Raw genomic sequence first — 16833 nt, forward strand, 5'->3', positions numbered from 1 at the left:
CAAAACGGGGGGCGGTGAATATGTCTGGCTCGCCTTAGCAGTGAATTTAGACGCAAAGCCGCGCGTGTCAAAAACTACCATCATATTGAATGCAAAAACGCCCGGTTTTGCGTGGCTTCGGGGCATCTTTCCCATAAAGGGCGGCCCGAGATCAACACTACATATGGCGGTCGCCGCATGAATTGCGCTATAGCTTGGGAGGTAAACAGCAGTGCGGCAATGTAATAAGGCGGGGTAACGATGCAGCAATACCATGATGCGTTGAAAATGATTTTGGAACAGGGCGACGAGTCGACCGACCGTACAGGCACTGGAACGCGGTCCTATTTCGGCATGCAATCGCGCTATCCCCTTGCCGATGGGTTTCCGTTGGTTACCACGAAAAAACTGCACCTAAGATCAATCATTCACGAGCTGCTGTGGTTTTTATCCGGCGATACCAACGTTAAATACCTTAAGGATAACGGTGTTTCGATCTGGGATGAATGGGCCGACGAGAATGGCGATCTTGGCCCGGTTTATGGCTATCAATGGCGTAATTTTCCGACGCTGAAAGCCACGGACCAGACCCAGGACGGCACGCCGCTTTATACCCGCGGCAGCATTGACCAAATCGCGCAACTGGTTGAGATGATTAAAACAACACCCGACAGCCGCCGTTTGATCGTGACCGCATGGAACCCTGCCGATGTGCCGCTGATGGCGCTGCCGCCCTGTCATACGATGTGGCAGGTCCGGATCGCCAATAACAAGCTGCATCTGCAGCTTTACCAACGCTCAGCGGACATGTTTTTGGGCGTGCCTTTTAACATCGCATCCTACGCGTTGCTTCAGGTCATGTTGGCGCACGTGACCGGCTATACGCCGGGCGATTTTGTGCACACGCTGGGCGACGCACATATCTATTCGAACCATATGGAACAGGTGGAATTGCAATTGTCCCGAACGCCAAAGCCGCTGCCGACGGTGCGGATAAAACGCGATGTGACGTCGATTTTTGACTTTAAATACGAGGACTTTGAGATCGAGGGCTATGACCCTGATCCGCTGATCCGCGCACCCGTGGCGGTCTGATCATGATTACCTTGATCGTTGCCAAAGCAGTGAACGGTGCCATCGGGCGGGACGGTACGATCCCTTGGCACGTGCCCGAAGACCTCAAATCTTTTCAGCGCGAAACCCTTGGCGGTGCGCTGATCATGGGGCGCAACACGTGGGATAGCCTGCCGTTCAAACCGCTGCCCAAGCGTTTGAACATCGTCGTGTCTTCACGGCCCGATGCCGCGGAGATCGTCGTGCCGTCGGTGGCCGAGGCGATCAAAATGGCATCGTCACAGGGTTATGACCGCGTCTATGGAATTGGCGGGGCAGGCATTTACCAAGAGATGCTAGGGCTTTCCGACCGGTTGCTGATCTCTGAAGTCGACGTAGAGATTAAGGATGCGGACACGTTTTTCCCGGCCTTTGATCCCGCAAAATGGCGCGTCGTCAACGACCGCGTGCTGCGCGAAGCGGTGCCAAGATGCACCGTGCGCGAGTATCTGCGGGCAGTGTAATAGCCGGGCTTGGTATGATGGACGCGCGCTTTGCGTTTGGGGTTCAAGCCTCTGTTGGAAAACAGATTTTCTCGTACCCGTGCACGTTAATTATTGCCCAGCCGAGGTCCATCCGATCACCATGCTGGGTGATCCGTTGTGTTACGCCAACCCGGTCCATGCCGCTTGCGCAGGTCATGGCACCTCCGGTCGACTAGACGCGTTGCCGAGCCGGGTCTTCCGTGCATTTCAGGTGAAAAAGGCTGCAGCTAAAACCGCAGCCTTACGTGTATAATGATCCGATGCAGACACATCGGGTACGGGCCTACAAAAGGCTTAGGTTCGTTGCCATCTGGCGTCCATCGCGGCCCTCTGACAATTCAAATGAAACTTTCTGATTGTCTGCAAGACCGGTCAAACCCGATCCTTCAACGGCCGAGATGTGCACAAACACATCGCTGCCGCCATCTTCTGGTGCGATAAATCCATACCCTTTGGTCGTGTTAAACCATTTAACGGTTCCTGTTGGCATGTCCTTCGGTGCCTCCTGTTGAGTAGTACTTAGTGCCGTAGTAATGAGACCCAACCAACGTTCATTGGCTGAGTACATTAAAACATCGTCTGCTTTGGGCAAAAATCAAGGAAATTCCCGGCCTAGTGGTGCTGCGGGGGTGAAAATCTTAGGGAAATCACAAGATATGATCATTTACGGGCTGAAAAACTGCGATACTTGCCGCAAGGCTGTCAAAGCGTTGCCTGATGCGCAATTGGTTGATGTGCGGGCAGATGGTGTTTCGGATGACGTAATGCAGCGGGCATTTGCGCAGTTTGGCATGGCCTTGCTCAATACACGGTCGACCACATGGCGGGGCCTGGACGCGGGCGAACGGGACAACGATCCGCTGGTGTTGATCGCGCAGCACCCCACGTTGATGAAACGGCCGTTGATTGACGACGCGGGCACCTTGCATCTGGGCTGGACCAAAGAGGTACAGAGCGCCCTTGGCGTTTAGCGGCGCAGCATCAGCAACAGTTTATCAAGGGACAGCGGCCCCGCGCCTTTGACCAAAAGTGTGATCAGTAACAGCAGCCACAATGCGCGTTGATCCATAATGGCCGCATCGGGGATGTGATCGAACCAGCGGCCCAAGGCGTCGTATTGCCCGTGGCCAATGATGTCGGTCGCCGATTGAAGCAGCACGAAACCGATCATGCCCAACGCAGCCAATCGGGTGAAAAGACCCATCAGTATCAGCACGGGCAACAGGAACTCGGCGCTGGTTCCCGCGATAACAATCGCATGGTGAAACAGCCCAAGCGCCGTGCTGTCATAGCCCGCATTGGCAAAGGCGCGGGGGAATATCTGGATATAGGCACCGGCGCTTGGGTTCAGCACGCCAAGGGGACCGTCACCCAATTTGGTAACACCGGAATTCAGGAAGTATACGGCCAGTACGGCTGCAAACACCAGCCGGGCAAGGGTGGCCAGCAGCCAGTCCTGACGTGACAGGGTGGCAGCGATGCGGTCATAACGATCAAGAAGTTGTTGCATCCGAGGCCCTTTCATTTGCGCAAAAAGCTTGGCTGGTAAATGTGATGGTCAATGCGGCGGCCAGATCGAATTCGGGGGTCGTTGCCGCCGTTGCCTCATAGGCTGCGACCAAGGTTTCGTTCTGACCCAGATGCGCCAGCCAATCCGCAGCACCCGGTGGCAGCAGGTTTGGCTCAGGGTCGAAATCCGGCCTTGTGATCAGCACATCCTGCGGCTGCATGACGGGTTTCGGCGCATCTTTGATCATGTTGAAACGCCAGATATCAAAAAGCGGCCAAGAAGAGGTTAAGACCCGCGTTGCAGGGGCGAGGGTGAGTGTCTGCGACATCATCGCTTCCTGCGGCAACTGCTGGAACCCGGTCAAATCAAAGGCGGGGGCGTCCGCAGCATGATAAGACGCCCGCATCGCCAGATCCAACCGCGCGCAATCGGGCAGATATCCGAGCTTTTCGAGCTGTGGCAACTGGCTAAGGAAGTCCGGGAACGCATCGCCATAATGCATTATCAATGGCGATTTGGGCGGATGCGCGCGGACATAAATCGGTGCAAGGCTGTTGAAATTTTGCCTACCCAGAATTTTACGTACCAAGGGAAAGGCCGTTTGTAGTGCTGCGATCAGCGAATGGGTGACATTGTTGCGATAGACATCATATCGCTTGCCCGCAGGGGTGCCATCGCCGCTTTCCAGCCCGTCCGGAACGGCGGCGGACGGGTCAAGCAGGCCGGCGCGGAAATCGGATTGACCTGTCATGCGGCAAGCGCATGGGCCGCGCGCTGCGCCTCGGCCCGCAGGGTGAGCCAATCCGGCACATCATTGTCCCACTCAACCAAAACCGGTTTGGGGCCAGTCCGTGCAAGGGTGTAATCCAGCAAGGCCCAGACGGGATCAATCACGGGTTTGCCATGGCTGTCGATCAGCAAGGGCGCACCCGTGTCATCGGTGTCTTCGTCATGGCCGCCGACATGGATTTCGCCGACATGCGCCAGCGGATAGGCATCGATATATTGCTGGGCGGATAGGCCCAGATTGGTGGCGGATATAAAGACGTTATTGACGTCCAGCAGCAGGCCGCAGCCGGTTTTGCGCACAAGTTCGGCCAGAAACTCGGTCTCGGATAGTGTGGATTCAGCAAAGGCGAGGTAGCTGGACGGGTTTTCAAGCAGCATCTGACGGCCAAGGGTGTCTTGGACCTGGCTGATGTGGCTGGCGACGCGGTTCAATGTGGCGTCGGTATAGGGCAGGGGCAGCAGATCGTTCAGGAACTCGGCCCCGTGGGTCGACCATGCAAGATGTTCGGAAAAGCTGGCAGGTTGCGCCCAATCACAAAGCTTTTTCAAGCGGTTCAGGTGGTCGCGGTCCAGCGGGGTTTCGCCCCCGATGCTCAGGCCCACGCCATGAACGGACAGCGCAAAACGTTGCGAAAGCGCGCGAAGCTGGGCAAGGGGACGACCGCCGTCCCCCATATAGTTTTCTGCGTGGATTTCGATCCATTTCACCGGACCGGGATCGCCGAGGATGTCGTTGAAATGTTGGAGCTTATAGCCAACCCCCGGGCTGGCGGGCAGTCGGTCAAAGCGGCGTTGACTGTCCAGCATGACGCGCGCTCCCTTTGGGGGTTCAGGTGTAAGAAACGCAGGCGGTGATTGCCACCGCCTGCGCCTGATCTAGAATTATGCGGGCAGGTCGCGATCAAGTGGCTCAAGCGAGCCTTTGCGCGCGGAACCGTCTGCCATTTCGGGCAATTCCATGGATTCGCATGTGCCTGCGTCAACCAGTTTCCACGAATTACCCTGGTAATCGGTCACGGATGAACCAGCGCATGTGGTGCCCGGACCGGCGGCGCAATCATTGGCACCGGCCAGCGCCACACCATAGCATTTTTCTTTGGCGGCAGCGTCGGCGGGCGTGCTGTGCGCGGCCATGGCTGCGGCAACGGCACCGGCGACGGCGAATGTTTTCATTGTGTTGGACATTGTATGTTCCTCCTGATGGTCTGATTGGTAATTCTTATTCGTATCCTAATTAAGCCCATGTTGATGTGACAAATCTATTCACGTCAAAGTGTCTCACATCAACGTCAGGAAAACCGCTGTTTTTTTGTAATATTTGGCAGAAAAACCCCGAAAACGGGTTTTTCGTTGAAACAAACGGTCACATCCGGGCAGATTTTTTTGGCCGCCCGGATGGGTTTGTTACAATATAGTTAGCGCAGATCGGGCGGAGTTGCCTCGACCCCGAGGGCCGCTGCGACGTCCGCAAGGGATTGGACAGAAGTCTGTTTTTCCCCAAGACGGCGCACCGATACGGTTTTTTCTTCGACCTCGCGGGCCCCCACGGCAAGGATGACTGGCACCTTTCCAACCGAATGTTCGCGGACCTTATAGTTGATCTTTTCGTTGCGTGTGTCAGCTTCAGCGCGGACACCGGCGGCGGTCAGGGTCTCGATGACCTCGCGCACATATTCATCCGCCTCTGAGGTGATGGAGGCCACAACGACCTGACGCGGGGCCAGCCAAAATGGCAGTTTCCCTGCGTGTTCTTCGATCAGGATGCCGATGAAACGTTCAAACGACCCCAATGTTGCGCGGTGCAGCATGACGGGGCGGTGTTTCGCGCCATCCGACCCGACAAAGGTCGCATCAAGCCGTTCGGGTAGTACGAAGTCAACCTGATGGGTGCCACATTGCCAGTCGCGCCCAATCGCATCGGTCAGCACGAATTCCAGTTTGGGGCCGTAAAACGCACCTTCGCCTGGGTTAATCTCAGGCTCGATCCCGGCTTTGCGGGTCGCTGACAGCAGGGCTGCTTCGGCTTTGTCCCATACCTCGTCCGATCCGGCGCGGGTTTCGGGGCGATCCGAGAACTTGACCTTAAAGTTCTCGAACCCAAGGTCTTTGTAGATGGCGGACAGGAATTCGATGTAGATCAGGGTCTCTTCTTCGATCTGGTCCTCGCGGCAGAAGATGTGGCCGTCGTCTTGGGTAAAGCCCCGTACACGCATGATACCGTGCAGCGCGCCCGAGGGTTCATAGCGGTTACACGAGCCGAATTCGGCCATGCGCAACGGCAGGTCGCGGTAGGATTTCATGCCTTGGTTAAAGATCTGCACGTGGCAGGGGCAGTTCATCGGTTTCAGCGCGTTGACTGATTTCTCGCGGGCGTGTTCCTCGTCAACTTCAACGATGAACATGTGCTCTTGGTACTTTTCCCAGTGGCCCGATGCTTCCCATAGTTTGCGGTCAACGACCTGCGGGGTGTTCACCTCGACATAGCCGCCAGCGCGTTGTTTGCGGCGCATGTAGTCTTGAAGCTGGGTGTAAATCAGCCAGCCGTTGGCGTGCCAGAACACTTGGCCGGGGGCTTCTTCTTGCATGTGGAACAGGTCCATCTCGCGGCCCAGCTTGCGGTGGTCACGTTTGGCGGCCTCTTCGAGCATGTTCAGATGCGCGCGCAGCTTTTCCTTGCCGGTGAAGGCCACGCCATAGATACGTTGCAGCATGGCACGGTCGCTATCACCGCGCCAATAAGCACCGGCGATGGACATCAATTTGAACGCGTCGCCGGGCACTTGGCCGGTGTGTTGCAGGTGCGGGCCACGGCACAGGTCTTGCCAGTCGCCATGCCAATACATGCGCAAGGGTTCATCGCCGGGGATGCTTTCGATCAGCTCGACCTTATAGGGCTCGTTCAGATCCTCGTAATGCTTGATCGCGCGGGGACGGTCCCAGACCTCGGTCCGGACGGGATCACGCTTGTTGATGATTTCCTTCATCTTCTTTTCGATCGCGCCAAGGTCTTCGGGGGTGAAGGGTTCGGCGCGGTCAAAGTCATAATACCAGCCGTCTTTGATCACCGGGCCGATGGTGACCTTCGTGTCGGGCCAGATTTCCTGAACGGCGCGAGCCATGATGTGGGCAAGGTCGTGACGGACCAATTCGTTGGCTTGTTCTTCGTCAGCCATGGTGTGGATCGCGATGTTGGCATCGGCGTCAATCGGCCAGGCCAGATCGTAATGCGCACCGTTCACGGTGGCGCTGATCGCCTTCTTGCCAAGGGACTTTGAGATGTCGCTGGCCACGTCGCCCGCAGTGATACCTGCGCCGTACTGCCGTGCATTGCCATCGGGAAGGGTGAGAGTGATCTGGGCCATTTGGGCCTCCTCGTCGGTTTGGCGCCTACGAGACGCCCGGTTGCGGGTTATGTGCCTGCGCTAGATGGCGGCGCGCGGCGGGGTTGTCAATAACTGCGGCGTTTTTCGAAACCTCTTTGGGTGTTTGTGCGTTGCGTTATGATGACGCCGCAAAAAAATCAGCACGATGGGAAACGACAGGATGCAGGACGGATGGACACGCAAGGCTTTTGAGAAACTGTCAGGGGCCGAGGGCGACGCCGACGACCTGACCGGGGGCGCACAAAACGCCGAAGCGCCAAACGCCTTACGCCATGTTGCCAGCCTGTCGATGACTAAGGTGGCGGATGGGCTGATTGATCCCAAACTAATGTTGTCATGGTTGCTGACGTCGCTTGGTGCGCCCGCCGTGTTTGCCGGTGCACTGGTGCCGATCCGCGAAAGTGGCGCTTTGCTGCCGCAGATGTTGCTGGCGTCTTGGGTGCAGGCGATGCAGCGGCGCAAATGGGCATGGGTGCTGGGCAGCGCGGGGCAGGGGATATTCGCCGCGTTGATCGTGCTTGCTGCGCTCACCCTCGAAGGGGCCGCCGCCGGGTTTGCCATCTGCGCGGCCCTTGGCGGGCTGGCGCTGTGTCGTGCGGCCTGTTCGGTGTCGTACAAAGATATCTTGGGCAAGACCGTCGGTAAATCGCGGCGCGGGTCGATCACCGGGCTGGCGGGATCGGTGTCATCTGTAGGTGTGGTCATCTTGGCGCTGCTGCTGATGTCGGGCCTGTTTGAAAGCACCGGCATTGTTATTGCCGCCATCGCTTTGGGTGCCTGCCTGTGGGGCGCGGCCGCACTGCTGTTTTCCACATTGAAAGAAATGAAAAGCGACCCGTCCAAGGCAGAAGGGGCCGATTTCAGTATATTGAAACAAGACGCGAACCTGCGACGTTTTATTCTGGTGCGGGGATTGCTGGCCTCGACCGCGTTGGCCCCGCCGTATTTTGTGGTGTTGGCGGGGGGAGAGGAACAATCCGCCCTTGGCCAATTGGGCGCTTTGGTGCTGGCATCGGCGCTGGCATCTTTCCTAAGCTCTTATATCTGGGGTCGTCTGTCGGATCAGTCCAGCCGCAAGGTGTTGATGTTAACAGGTATCGTCGGGGCCTGTGCGATGCTGGGGGCTGTGGCGCTTAGCCTGTTGGGGTTGGCCACGCAAATCTGGGCGATGCCGCTGGTGCTGTTCATCCTGATGATCGCCTATCACGGGGTGCGGCAGGGGCGGTCGACCTATCTGGTGGATATGTCGCCCAAGGATCAGCGGTCGGCCTATGCCGCGGTTTCCAACACGGTGATCGGTGTCTTGTTGTTGATTGCGGGATTTGCCGGGGGCGGTGCGGCGCTGTTCGGGCCAAATGCAACGCTGGTTTTGTTTGCGCTTATGGCCGTGGGCGCGGCGGTTGTGGCCTTTGGCCTCAGCGAGGTCGACGCAGTGGATTGAACGTCGGCGCGCATGGTTTTATGACATGGGGGACGGTACACGCATTCAAAAGGATGGCGAGATGTCCAAACACAACCGCAACTTCGAACTGACAGTCAGCGATATCGACCTGATCGAGGCCGCCCTGCATATCACCAAGCGTGATCTATCAGCGGACGTCTATAACGGCACCCAAGAGATGCTGCCCGCCGATAAGACCGTGGATTCCCTGCGCAAGATCGACGACTTGCTGGGGCGTCTGCACAATCAAAAGATATTCTATCGCCCCGCCAAGGGCACCTATTTGGGCGGATGACCATGGCGCAAACCCTAAAGACGCCACAAGGCCGGACGCTGGCCTATCATCTGACGCATGGGCGCGGGCCTTGCGTGGTCTTCTTGGGCGGGCTGAAATCCGACATGCAAGGCACCAAGGCGGTGTTTCTTGAGGAATGGGCCCGCCGCGAGGGCCGCGCCTTTTTGCGGTTTGATTATTCGGGTCATGGTGAATCCTCGGGCGATTTCACCGATGGCTGTATTGGCGATTGGGCGCAGGATACGCTGGCCGCCGTGACCGCGTTGACCAAGGGCAAGATCGTGCCAGTGGGGTCGTCCATGGGTGGCTGGCAATCGCTGCTGCTGTGCCGCGCGATGCCTGAGCGGATTGCTGGGCTGGTCACCATCGCGGCAGCGCCGGATTTTACCGAAGACGGGTATTGGGCCAGCTTTACCGACGCGCAAAAGCAGCGGTTGGAAACCGAAGGCCGCGTTGAACTGCCGTCGGATTATATGGAGCCTTACATCATCACGCGCCGGATGATCGAGGACGGGCGCGAGCAGTTGGTGCTGCGGTCTGCGTTGGACCTGCCGTTTCCGGTGCGGTTTTTGCAAGGCACGGCGGATACAGCGGTAAGCGTCGCAACAGCGGTGAAACTGCTGGAACATGCCACGGGGCCGGACATGCAGTTACAACTGGTCAAAGATGCCGATCACCGCTTTTCCGACGACCGCTGTCTGGGGCTGATGCAAGCGTCGTTGCAAGAGGTGTTGGATAAGGCCGCGGATGCGTAAACCCGCCAGCATGTGGAGCCTTGAAACCGTCGGGCGGGTACGTCTGTCGAAACATTTCTACATGCGCGATTTTCTGTATTCCGAGATCAACGGCTTTCACGGCGTCCCGAACATTCCCGACAATCCCGATCTGGCGATCGAAAACGGGCGGGCGTTTTGTATCGCGCTACTGGACCCGCTTGAGGAAACATTCGGCCGGGTCGCGGTGCGGTCGGGCTATCGGTCGCGGGCGTTGAATGATTACGGCAACGCCAACAAGCTGAACTGCGCGTCCAGCGGCAACCCCCTCGAATGCCACATCTGGGACCGGGACGCGGGTGATGCGGCCATTGCAGGGGCGTCTATCGTGATCCCATGGTTTGCGGATCAATATGATCAGGGCCGCGATTGGCGCGATCTGGCGTGGTGGGTACACGACCATCTGCCTTATTCCGAGATGTGGTTTTTTCCCAAACTGGCGGCGTTCAATCTGGTCTGGCGGCCCAGGCCTTTGCGCACGATCTCAAGCTACATCGCGCCTAGGGGCATGTTGCTGCGCGCCGGGAACACACCGGCCGAGGAGGCCGCGCAGCGCCGTGCGCGATATGCCGATTTCCCGCCCTTGCGCGGCATTACCTATCCTGAATGATCGGTGCAGGGCGGACCTGCGCGCTTAACTAAGCTGCGCGTTGATTTCGCGGCGTTTGTCCTTGGGCACCACATAAACATCGCGCACGGGCTTCAGGCTGTCTGTGTCGAAAAATGGCGTGTCTTTCCAACGGCCCGTTATCCGTGCTGCCAGTCCGCGGCTGAGCACGCCCCAGACGAAACGGCCCATGCCCTTGTGCTTGGGCTTGTCGCCAGGGGCGTGCAAATTCGCCTTGGTGGCGACGCGGCCAATGGCATCGGGGTCTGTCAGGATCGTGGTGCGGATGCTGGAAAATGCGATCTTGGGATTGCGCAGGGTGTTGCCGATCACGGAACCGCAACATTTTGCATGCCACCGCAGTACGTTTTTCTCGCCAAAGGAAAAGACCGCCACTTGGTCGAACCCCTGGTCAAATTTGATCCGGTTCGGTGTGGTCTGGAACAGGGCCACCGATGGGGTGTCGGGTTGGCCTGAAAAAACCTCGGCCGCGCGGCAATCTTTGCAAAAGCATTCAAGATGCGTGCCGACGGCAGGCGATGCGCCTAGCAACGTGCCAGTGACGGTGCCACAGCTGCAGAAAAAGGCGACATCTTTAGGCTTTTTGAACATCAGGCAGCTGCGTTATCATTGGCCGGTTTCTTGGCTTTTGCTTTTGGCTTTTCGGCGTCACGTGGGTTTGCATCAATGAATTGCAGCACCAGCGGGCGGATATTATTGCGCCAGCTTTTGCCAGCGAAGATACCGTAATGCCCAGCACCGTCTTCTAGGTGGCTGGCCTTTTTACTGTCGGGCAGGCCGGTGCACAGATCAAGCGCCGCAATACATTGACCGGGTGCTGAAATGTCATCCTTGGTGCCTTCGACCGTTTTAACGGCGACGGTTGTGATCTTGCCAATATCGACCTTTTTACCCGCAATGGTAAAATTGTTCTTGCCGATTTCGTTGTTTTTAAAGATCCGCTCGACAGTGGAGAGATAGAATTCGGCGGGCATATCCATGACGGCCAGATATTCGTCATAGAATTTGTTGTGTTTGTCGTGATCGCCAGCCTCGCCTTGGGCGACGCGCATGATCTGATCGCGGAATGCTTTGGCATGGGTTTCGCTGTTCATCGAGATAAAGGAATTGAGCTGCAACAGCCCCGGATAAACCTTGCGTCCCACGCCGGGGTATTTGAAGCCCACACGCTGGATCGACATTTCCTGAAGATGCCCCATGTGGACACGGTCGCCAAAATCGGTGACCTCGGTCGGGGCGGCGTCGGGATCAATCGGGCCGCCGATCAGGGTCAGGGAGCTGGGTTGCGCGCTTGGTTCTTCCTCGGCCAGATAAGCGGTGGCGGCAAGTGCAAGCGGCGCAGGTTGGCACACGGCAATAATATGAACGTCCGGGCCAAGATGGCGCATGTATTCGACCAGATGCAGGGTGTAATCTTCGACGTCGAACTTGCCCGCGCTGACGGGAATTTCGCGGGCATTGTGCCAATCGGTGATGTACAAATCTGTGTCGGGGATCAGGCTGATCACGGTTGACCGCAGCAATGTGGCATAGTGGCCTGACATAGGGGCGACCAACAGCACCTTGCGCTTTGGCGCTGGACGGTTCTGAACCACGAAATGCAAAAGATCGCCAAACGCACCTTTGATTTCTTTCTCGATTTCTACTTGGTGGTCTGCCTCGTCTTCGCCAACGACGGCGGGCAGGTTCCAATCGGGTTTGGCAACCATCCGTGCAAAGCTGCGTTCGGTGACTTCGCCCCAAGCGGCCATCCAATCCATCGCGGGATTGGGGAAGGCGGAAAATACAGGATATGACGCAAACGCCTGCGCTGTAGCACCAAGCCACTGATTGGTGTTACGCATTGTTTCCATTAAATCATAAGATGCCATATACTTCATGAGGGGTCTCCTGTTGGTTGGCCCTTGTGCTTGGGCGCTCCGCCGGTCCCCTCCCAGATAGGACGGCGCGATGCTGCAAGTGCAAACATAGGGAGGAACCGTTAAGATGACAACAAAAACGAATGAGCCCTTGGAACCTGATGCAGCCGCGCTGGCGCGGATGACAGAGAATATGAATAAAGTTGAAGCGTTGGGCGCGCGATTATCTCAGATTATGGTGAACCGGGAGGGGCATCAGGCCGCCCTGGACGGGCCGAATCAGGAATTATTCGCCAAGGCTGCGCATTCCTATTGGAACGAAGCGGTACAAAACCCAGCCAAGCTGATCGAACAACAGGTCTCATTCTGGACCAAATCGGTGTCGCATTTTGTCGAGGCTCAAAAGGCATTGGCCAAGGGCAAGCTGGAAGCGCCGGCTGATACCACGCCCAAGGACAGACGTTTTGCCAACCCGTTGTGGGAAAGCCACCCCTATTTCAACTATGTCAAACAGCAGTATCTGATCAACGCCGAAACGCTGCACCAGGCGATTGCAGATGTGTCCGACCTTGAACCGCGCGAGAAACAACGGCTGGAATATTTCAGCCGCCAGATCATCGACCTGATGAGCCCGACTAATTTTCTGGCAACCAATCCCGATGCGCTGGAGCGTGCGGTTGCCACCGAAGGCGAAAGCCTGATCAAAGGGCTTGAGAACCTGATCGCCGACCTTGAGGCCAACAACGGCGAGATGATCGTGCGGCTGGCCGATGAAACCGCGTTCGAGCTGGGCCGCAACATTGCCACGTCACCGGGCAAGGTGGTGTTTCGCAACCACATGTTCGAGCTGATCCAATATGCCCCGACCACCGAAACGGTACATGAAACACCGATCGTGATCTTTCCGCCGTGGATCAACAAATTCTACATTCTGGACCTGAAGGAACAGAACAGTCTGGTGAAATGGGTCGTCGATCAGGGACACACGTTGTTCATGGTGTCCTGGATCAACCCCGATAGCAGCTACCGCGATGTCGGCATGGGCGACTATATCGAGGATGGGTTCGTCGCGGCCATTGAAGAGGTCAAAAACATCACCGGTCAGGATCAGGTCAACGCTGTGGGCTATTGTATTGCGGGCACCACGCTGTCGCTGACACTGTCCTTACTAAAGCAGCGCGGCGACCCATCGGTAAAATCGGCGACGTTCTTTACCGCGCTGACCGATTTTTCGGATCAGGGGGAATTCCAGCCCTTCCTGACCGATGATTTCATCGACGGGATCGAAGCGGAGACCAAGGACAAAGGCATACTGCCATCGGTGATCATGGCGCGGACGTTTTCGTTCCTGCGCTCAAACGATCTGGTCTATGGCCCTGCGATCAAAAGCTATATGTTGGGCGATACGCCGCCTGCGTTTGACTTGCTGTATTGGAACGGGGACGGGGCGAACTTGCCTGAACGTATGGCGATGGAATACCTGCGCGGGCTGTGCCAACAAAACAAACTGGCCGAGGGCGGGTTTGATCTGATGGGGCACCACCTTGAGTTGGGCGATATCGACGTGCCGCTGATCGCCATCGGGTGCGAAACGGACCACATTGCACCGTGGAAAGACAGCTACCGCGGCGTCCAGCAGATGGGCAGTAAGGACAAAACATTCATCATGACCCAGTCGGGCCATATCGCGGGCATCGTTAATCCGCCCAGCAAAGGCAAGTATGGCCATTATACGAACGCTGATATGTCGCTGGAATACCAAGACTGGCTGGACGGTGCCAAGTTCCACAAAGGGTCATGGTGGCCCCGTTGGGGCAAGTGGCTTGAGAATCACTCTGGCGGGCTGATCGAGGCACGTGTGCCGGGCGCGGACGGTCGTGAAATACTGGGTGATGCCCCCGGAACCTATGTCACACGCAAAGCAAGAGACTGATCTGATTAATCTTTTCCCCTAGGTCAACTTTCACATGCTGCAGTGCAGAATATACTTGAAATGCCGCGCCGCAGCATGTAGGTGTCTCCTATACCAGAACGAGTAGGCTGTTGCCGCTCTCAACTGAAAGAGGAAGAGACTATGACAAAGACACCTGATATCTCCGCCATGATGAAAGACGTTATGGGCGCATTCCCAGTTGATACAACTGCGCTGAACGATGCGTTCAAAACAACAGCAACACTGAATGAAAAACTGTCCGGCGTTGCACTGACAGCTGCCGAGAAATCCGCCGAGATTTCCAACAAATGGCAAAAAGAAACACTCAACAAGCTGGCCGAAATGTCCAAAGCCAAGTCCGAGCCTGCTGACTATGCAAAAGCGATGACAGATTTCACATCTGCCTCTGCCGAAGTTGCAGCCGAGCACATGGCCGCATTCGCTGAAATCGCAAAATCCGTTCAAATGGACACTGTTGAACTGATGATGGCTGCGGGCAAAGACATGTCCGAGGAAGCAACAGCTGCCGTGAAAAAAGCCACAGCTGAAGCCACAAAAGCCACGAAAAAAGCGACTGCAAAGTAACGCGCCGCACGGCAAAACCACTTTCATGAGTGAGGGGGCAGGCTTGAGAAAGTCTGCCCTTTCTTTGTTGCGAGGCCCTTTCTTTTTGAAACGTGCTACCCTAAGCTGCAATGCAGCACGCACTTTGGGAAGGATCCACCGTGGCCGACACAGACAAGCCTCTGCTTATCAAGCGCTACGCCAGCCGGCGGCTTTATAATACGGAAACAAGCGATTACGTGACGCTTGAGGATATCTCGGGGTTTATCCGGGATGGGCGCGAAGTCCAGATTCTGGATTTGAAATCCGGTGATGATCTGACCCGTCAGTATCTGCTGCAGATCATTGCAGATCACGAAAGCCGTGGTGAATCAGTTTTGCCCGTAGATGTGCTGAACGATCTGGTGCGCAGTTACATGTCGCCTGGCGCAAGCGTTGTGCCGCAGTTTTTGAAAGCGTCCTTTGACATGCTGCGCGATGGCCAATCGCGGGTGCTGGAAAACATGAACACGATCAACCCGATGTCCAAAATGCCAGGGTTCGATGTGATGCAGGCCCAGCAAGAGGCATTCATGAAAGCCATGACGGGCAATATCCCCGCCGCATGGCCCGGCATGACCAAGCCCGAGGCCGAGACACCGCCGCAGCCGGAGAAGTCCGATAGTAAACAAGACGAGAGTCTGGACGCGATCAAGCAGCAATTGGCCGAATTGCAGGATAAGCTGTCAAAGTTGAAGTGATCCAGCGGCCGCACTGACGTGCGACTGTTTTATTTGATCCAGATCAGACCTGAGCCCACCCCGCTATTGGGTGGGCTTTTTCGCATGTGTTAGATGCCTCCGGCGGGAGTTTACCTGGCAAAATGAAAAGGCAGGTTAGGCGGCCTCGGAGCTTGCCGCATTTTGAACTGCGCCCAGCAGGACGTCGATGACGGCATCAAGGTCGCGGGGTGTGAGGTGAACGGGCAAGCGCACATCGCATGCTGTCATTAGCATTTTGCGGGTTTGCGGCAGGTCCGGCAGGCTTTCGATAAATTGCCAGTTCCAGAAGGCGCGGGCATTGTCGGTGCTTTGGCCGAAGACCTGAACCTTGACCCCTGCGGCGGCACTGGCGTTTGCGAAAGCACGGACTGCATCATCGTCCAACCCGATCATGTTGAACTGTATTGAATCCGGGGCGCGGGTTTCCGGGGCCAATGGTGTGGGGACGTTGAGATAGGGGGACCGGTTCAGTTTGGCCGCGACATAGTCGTGGTTGCGACGCCCGTCCGCTACACGCCGGGGGAGTTCGGCCAGTTGCGGGCGCAGGATGGCTGCGGACAGGTTGCTGAGGCGTAGATTGTATAGAGGCAGTTTATTCTGCCAGCGGGCACAGGCGTCAGCGATGTGGGGATGTTTCTTCCAATTGTGTTCATAAGCGCCTGACATAATGATCGCGCGGGCGATCAGGTCGGCGTCATCGGTGATCATAATCCCGCCTTCGCCGGCGTTGATCATCTTATAGGATTGGAAAGAAAAGCATCCGATTTTGCCGATGGTGCCGATTTTCTGGTCGTGCCAGAGCGTGCCCAGTGAATGCGCCGCGTCTTCGATGACGCGGATGTTGGCCGCGTTGCACAGGGCCATAATGGCGTCCATGTCTGAGGTGTGCCCCCGCATATGGCTGATGATGACGGCATCGACTGTGGGCAGTTTGGCCTCGAAGTCACTGATATCGATGCGGTAGTTATCCCCGACCTCGCATAGCACCGGTTGGCAATTTGCATGGATCACAGAGGAGGGCACCGCGGCAAAGGTAAACCCCGGGATCAGCACGCGTGCGTCTTTTGGCAGGTCCAGCGCCATCAGCGACAGGAACAGCGCAGCCGAGCACGAAGATACCGCGAGGGCGTAGCGGGACCCCATCATCTGGGCGAATTCGGTCTCGAGCAGGGAGACAGGCGCTTCGCTGGCGGCCGTATAGCGAAACAGATCGCCGGTTTGCAAAAGCCGCTCAATCTCGGCGCGGGCTGCTTCTGGGATCGGCTCTGCGTGATGCATATCGGGCAGGGGCATATTTCAAAATCCTGAAGGTTTTCTTTC

Annotated in this window: 19 protein-coding genes; 10 read left to right on the plus strand and 9 right to left on the minus strand. The window is 56.9% G+C overall.

What is annotated here, in order from left to right; genetic code table 11:
* The first annotated feature begins 240 nt into the window (after nt 1-240).
* Nucleotides 241-1074, plus strand: coding sequence for a thymidylate synthase (locus BM347_RS00540; RefSeq protein ID WP_093914491.1), 834 nt, complete (start codon nt 241-243; stop codon nt 1072-1074).
* Between the two features lie 2 nt (nt 1075-1076).
* Nucleotides 1077-1556 carry a dihydrofolate reductase gene (locus BM347_RS00545; RefSeq protein WP_093914492.1) on the plus strand — a complete coding sequence of 160 codons (480 nt, stop codon included), beginning with the start codon at nt 1077-1079 and terminating at the stop codon, nt 1554-1556.
* A gap of 304 nt (nt 1557-1860) precedes the next feature.
* Here the strand turns inward: BM347_RS00545 and BM347_RS00550 are convergent, their stop codons facing one another.
* On the minus strand, nt 1861-2067 hold the full coding sequence (locus tag BM347_RS00550; protein WP_093914493.1) for a cold-shock protein: 207 nt from the start codon (nt 2065-2067) through the stop codon (nt 1861-1863).
* A gap of 166 nt (nt 2068-2233) precedes the next feature.
* On the opposite strand from BM347_RS00550, the gene BM347_RS00555 reads away from it, so the two are divergent.
* Complete coding sequence (locus tag BM347_RS00555; RefSeq protein ID WP_093914494.1) at nt 2234-2548, plus strand: arsenate reductase family protein; 315 nt, start codon at nt 2234-2236, stop codon at nt 2546-2548.
* Here the strand turns inward: BM347_RS00555 and BM347_RS00560 are convergent.
* The 5 genes from BM347_RS00560 to thrS form a co-directional block, all read right to left on the minus strand.
* The gene (locus BM347_RS00560) at nt 2545-3087 is read right to left on the minus strand and encodes a DoxX family protein (protein WP_093914495.1); all 543 of its coding nucleotides are present in this window, start codon (nt 3085-3087) and stop codon (nt 2545-2547) included. The two genes, BM347_RS00555 and BM347_RS00560, sit on opposite strands and share 4 nt — an antisense overlap.
* Nucleotides 3071-3838 (minus strand): HvfC/BufC N-terminal domain-containing protein, encoded by a 768-nt coding sequence (locus BM347_RS00565; protein ID WP_093914496.1) that lies wholly within the window; start codon nt 3836-3838, stop codon nt 3071-3073. The genes BM347_RS00560 and BM347_RS00565 overlap by 17 nt, the downstream gene beginning before the upstream one ends.
* Nucleotides 3835-4683 carry an MNIO family bufferin maturase gene (bufB, locus tag BM347_RS00570; RefSeq protein ID WP_093914497.1) on the minus strand — a complete coding sequence of 283 codons (849 nt, stop codon included), beginning with the start codon at nt 4681-4683 and terminating at the stop codon, nt 3835-3837. Before bufB ends, BM347_RS00565 begins: the two co-directional genes overlap by 4 nt.
* Nucleotides 4684-4758: 75 nt before the next feature.
* Entirely contained in the window at nt 4759-5061 is a 303-nt protein-coding gene (locus BM347_RS00575; RefSeq protein ID WP_093914498.1) for a BufA1 family periplasmic bufferin-type metallophore, read from the minus strand.
* Nucleotides 5062-5291: 230 nt separating this feature from the next.
* Nucleotides 5292-7238, minus strand: coding sequence for a threonine--tRNA ligase (thrS, locus tag BM347_RS00580; RefSeq protein ID WP_093914499.1), 1947 nt, complete (start codon nt 7236-7238; stop codon nt 5292-5294).
* A 166-nt stretch (nt 7239-7404) separates the two neighbouring features.
* Here thrS and BM347_RS00585 point away from each other — a divergent pair, with 166 nt between their 5' ends.
* The 4 genes from BM347_RS00585 (at nt 7405) to BM347_RS00600 (ending at nt 10378) form a co-directional block, all read left to right on the plus strand.
* A complete protein-coding gene (locus BM347_RS00585) occupies nt 7405-8700 on the plus strand; it encodes an MFS transporter (RefSeq protein ID WP_425442424.1) in 1296 nt (431 codons plus the stop codon).
* 61 nt (nt 8701-8761) lie between these two features.
* Complete coding sequence (locus BM347_RS00590; protein ID WP_093915341.1) at nt 8762-8995, plus strand: hypothetical protein; 234 nt, start codon at nt 8762-8764, stop codon at nt 8993-8995.
* A gap of 2 nt (nt 8996-8997) precedes the next feature.
* Nucleotides 8998-9750 (plus strand): alpha/beta hydrolase, encoded by a 753-nt coding sequence (locus BM347_RS00595; RefSeq protein WP_093915340.1) that lies wholly within the window; start codon nt 8998-9000, stop codon nt 9748-9750.
* A gap of 10 nt (nt 9751-9760) precedes the next feature.
* A complete protein-coding gene (locus tag BM347_RS00600) occupies nt 9761-10378 on the plus strand; it encodes a hypothetical protein (protein WP_093915342.1) in 618 nt (205 codons plus the stop codon).
* Between the two features lie 24 nt (nt 10379-10402).
* Here BM347_RS00600 and BM347_RS00605 read toward each other — a convergent pair whose 3' ends face one another.
* Nucleotides 10403-10987 (minus strand): DUF6151 family protein, encoded by a 585-nt coding sequence (locus BM347_RS00605; protein WP_093914500.1) that lies wholly within the window; start codon nt 10985-10987, stop codon nt 10403-10405.
* Complete coding sequence (phaZ, locus tag BM347_RS00610) at nt 10987-12276, minus strand: polyhydroxyalkanoate depolymerase (RefSeq protein WP_093914501.1); 1290 nt, start codon at nt 12274-12276, stop codon at nt 10987-10989. Before phaZ ends, BM347_RS00605 begins: the two co-directional genes overlap by 1 nt.
* Before the next feature lie 106 nt (nt 12277-12382).
* Here phaZ and BM347_RS00615 point away from each other — a divergent pair, with 106 nt between their 5' ends.
* The 3 genes from BM347_RS00615 to phaR all read left to right on the plus strand — a co-directional run bounded on the left by BM347_RS00615 (nt 12383) and on the right by phaR (nt 15492).
* The gene (locus BM347_RS00615; RefSeq protein WP_093914502.1) at nt 12383-14188 is read left to right on the plus strand and encodes a PHA/PHB synthase family protein; all 1806 of its coding nucleotides are present in this window, start codon (nt 12383-12385) and stop codon (nt 14186-14188) included.
* A gap of 141 nt (nt 14189-14329) precedes the next feature.
* Nucleotides 14330-14773, plus strand: coding sequence for a phasin, PhaP (locus BM347_RS00620; RefSeq protein WP_093914503.1), 444 nt, complete (start codon nt 14330-14332; stop codon nt 14771-14773).
* A 140-nt stretch (nt 14774-14913) separates the two neighbouring features.
* Entirely contained in the window at nt 14914-15492 is a 579-nt protein-coding gene (gene phaR / locus BM347_RS00625) for a polyhydroxyalkanoate synthesis repressor PhaR (RefSeq protein ID WP_093915343.1), read from the plus strand.
* A gap of 135 nt (nt 15493-15627) precedes the next feature.
* Here phaR and BM347_RS00630 read toward each other — a convergent pair whose 3' ends face one another.
* Nucleotides 15628-16806 (minus strand): DegT/DnrJ/EryC1/StrS family aminotransferase, encoded by a 1179-nt coding sequence (locus tag BM347_RS00630; RefSeq protein WP_093914504.1) that lies wholly within the window; start codon nt 16804-16806, stop codon nt 15628-15630.
* Nucleotides 16807-16833: the final 27 nt, after the last annotated feature.

Source organism: Sulfitobacter marinus (genome assembly GCF_900116285.1).
Classification (GTDB): Bacteria; Pseudomonadota; Alphaproteobacteria; order Rhodobacterales; family Rhodobacteraceae; genus Sulfitobacter; species Sulfitobacter marinus.

Bases quoted from the DNA above. Each gene is read 5' to 3' on its own strand.
- BM347_RS00560 (WP_093914495.1), bottom strand. From the start codon at position 3,087: ATGCAACAACTTCTTGATCGTTATGACCGCATCGCTGCCACCCTGTCA.
- BM347_RS00585 (WP_425442424.1), top strand. From the start codon at position 7,405: ATGGGAAACGACAGGATGCAGGACGGATGGACACGCAAGGCTTTTGAG.
- BM347_RS00555 (WP_093914494.1), top strand. From the start codon at position 2,234: ATGATCATTTACGGGCTGAAAAACTGCGATACTTGCCGCAAGGCTGTC.
- BM347_RS00575 (WP_093914498.1), bottom strand. From the start codon at position 5,061: ATGTCCAACACAATGAAAACATTCGCCGTCGCCGGTGCCGTTGCCGCA.
- thrS (WP_093914499.1), bottom strand. From the start codon at position 7,238: ATGGCCCAGATCACTCTCACCCTTCCCGATGGCAATGCACGGCAGTAC.
- phaZ (WP_093914501.1), bottom strand. From the start codon at position 12,276: ATGAAGTATATGGCATCTTATGATTTAATGGAAACAATGCGTAACACC.
- BM347_RS00620 (WP_093914503.1), top strand. From the start codon at position 14,330: ATGACAAAGACACCTGATATCTCCGCCATGATGAAAGACGTTATGGGC.
- BM347_RS00605 (WP_093914500.1), bottom strand. From the start codon at position 10,987: ATGTTCAAAAAGCCTAAAGATGTCGCCTTTTTCTGCAGCTGTGGCACC.
- BM347_RS00565 (WP_093914496.1), bottom strand. From the start codon at position 3,838: ATGACAGGTCAATCCGATTTCCGCGCCGGCCTGCTTGACCCGTCCGCC.
- BM347_RS00550 (WP_093914493.1), bottom strand. From the start codon at position 2,067: ATGCCAACAGGAACCGTTAAATGGTTTAACACGACCAAAGGGTATGGA.
- BM347_RS00600 (WP_093915342.1), top strand. From the start codon at position 9,761: ATGTGGAGCCTTGAAACCGTCGGGCGGGTACGTCTGTCGAAACATTTC.
- BM347_RS00540 (WP_093914491.1), top strand. From the start codon at position 241: ATGCAGCAATACCATGATGCGTTGAAAATGATTTTGGAACAGGGCGAC.
- bufB (WP_093914497.1), bottom strand. From the start codon at position 4,683: ATGCTGGACAGTCAACGCCGCTTTGACCGACTGCCCGCCAGCCCGGGG.
- BM347_RS00545 (WP_093914492.1), top strand. From the start codon at position 1,077: ATGATTACCTTGATCGTTGCCAAAGCAGTGAACGGTGCCATCGGGCGG.
- BM347_RS00615 (WP_093914502.1), top strand. From the start codon at position 12,383: ATGACAACAAAAACGAATGAGCCCTTGGAACCTGATGCAGCCGCGCTG.
- BM347_RS00595 (WP_093915340.1), top strand. From the start codon at position 8,998: ATGGCGCAAACCCTAAAGACGCCACAAGGCCGGACGCTGGCCTATCAT.
- BM347_RS00630 (WP_093914504.1), bottom strand. From the start codon at position 16,806: ATGCCCCTGCCCGATATGCATCACGCAGAGCCGATCCCAGAAGCAGCC.
- BM347_RS00590 (WP_093915341.1), top strand. From the start codon at position 8,762: ATGTCCAAACACAACCGCAACTTCGAACTGACAGTCAGCGATATCGAC.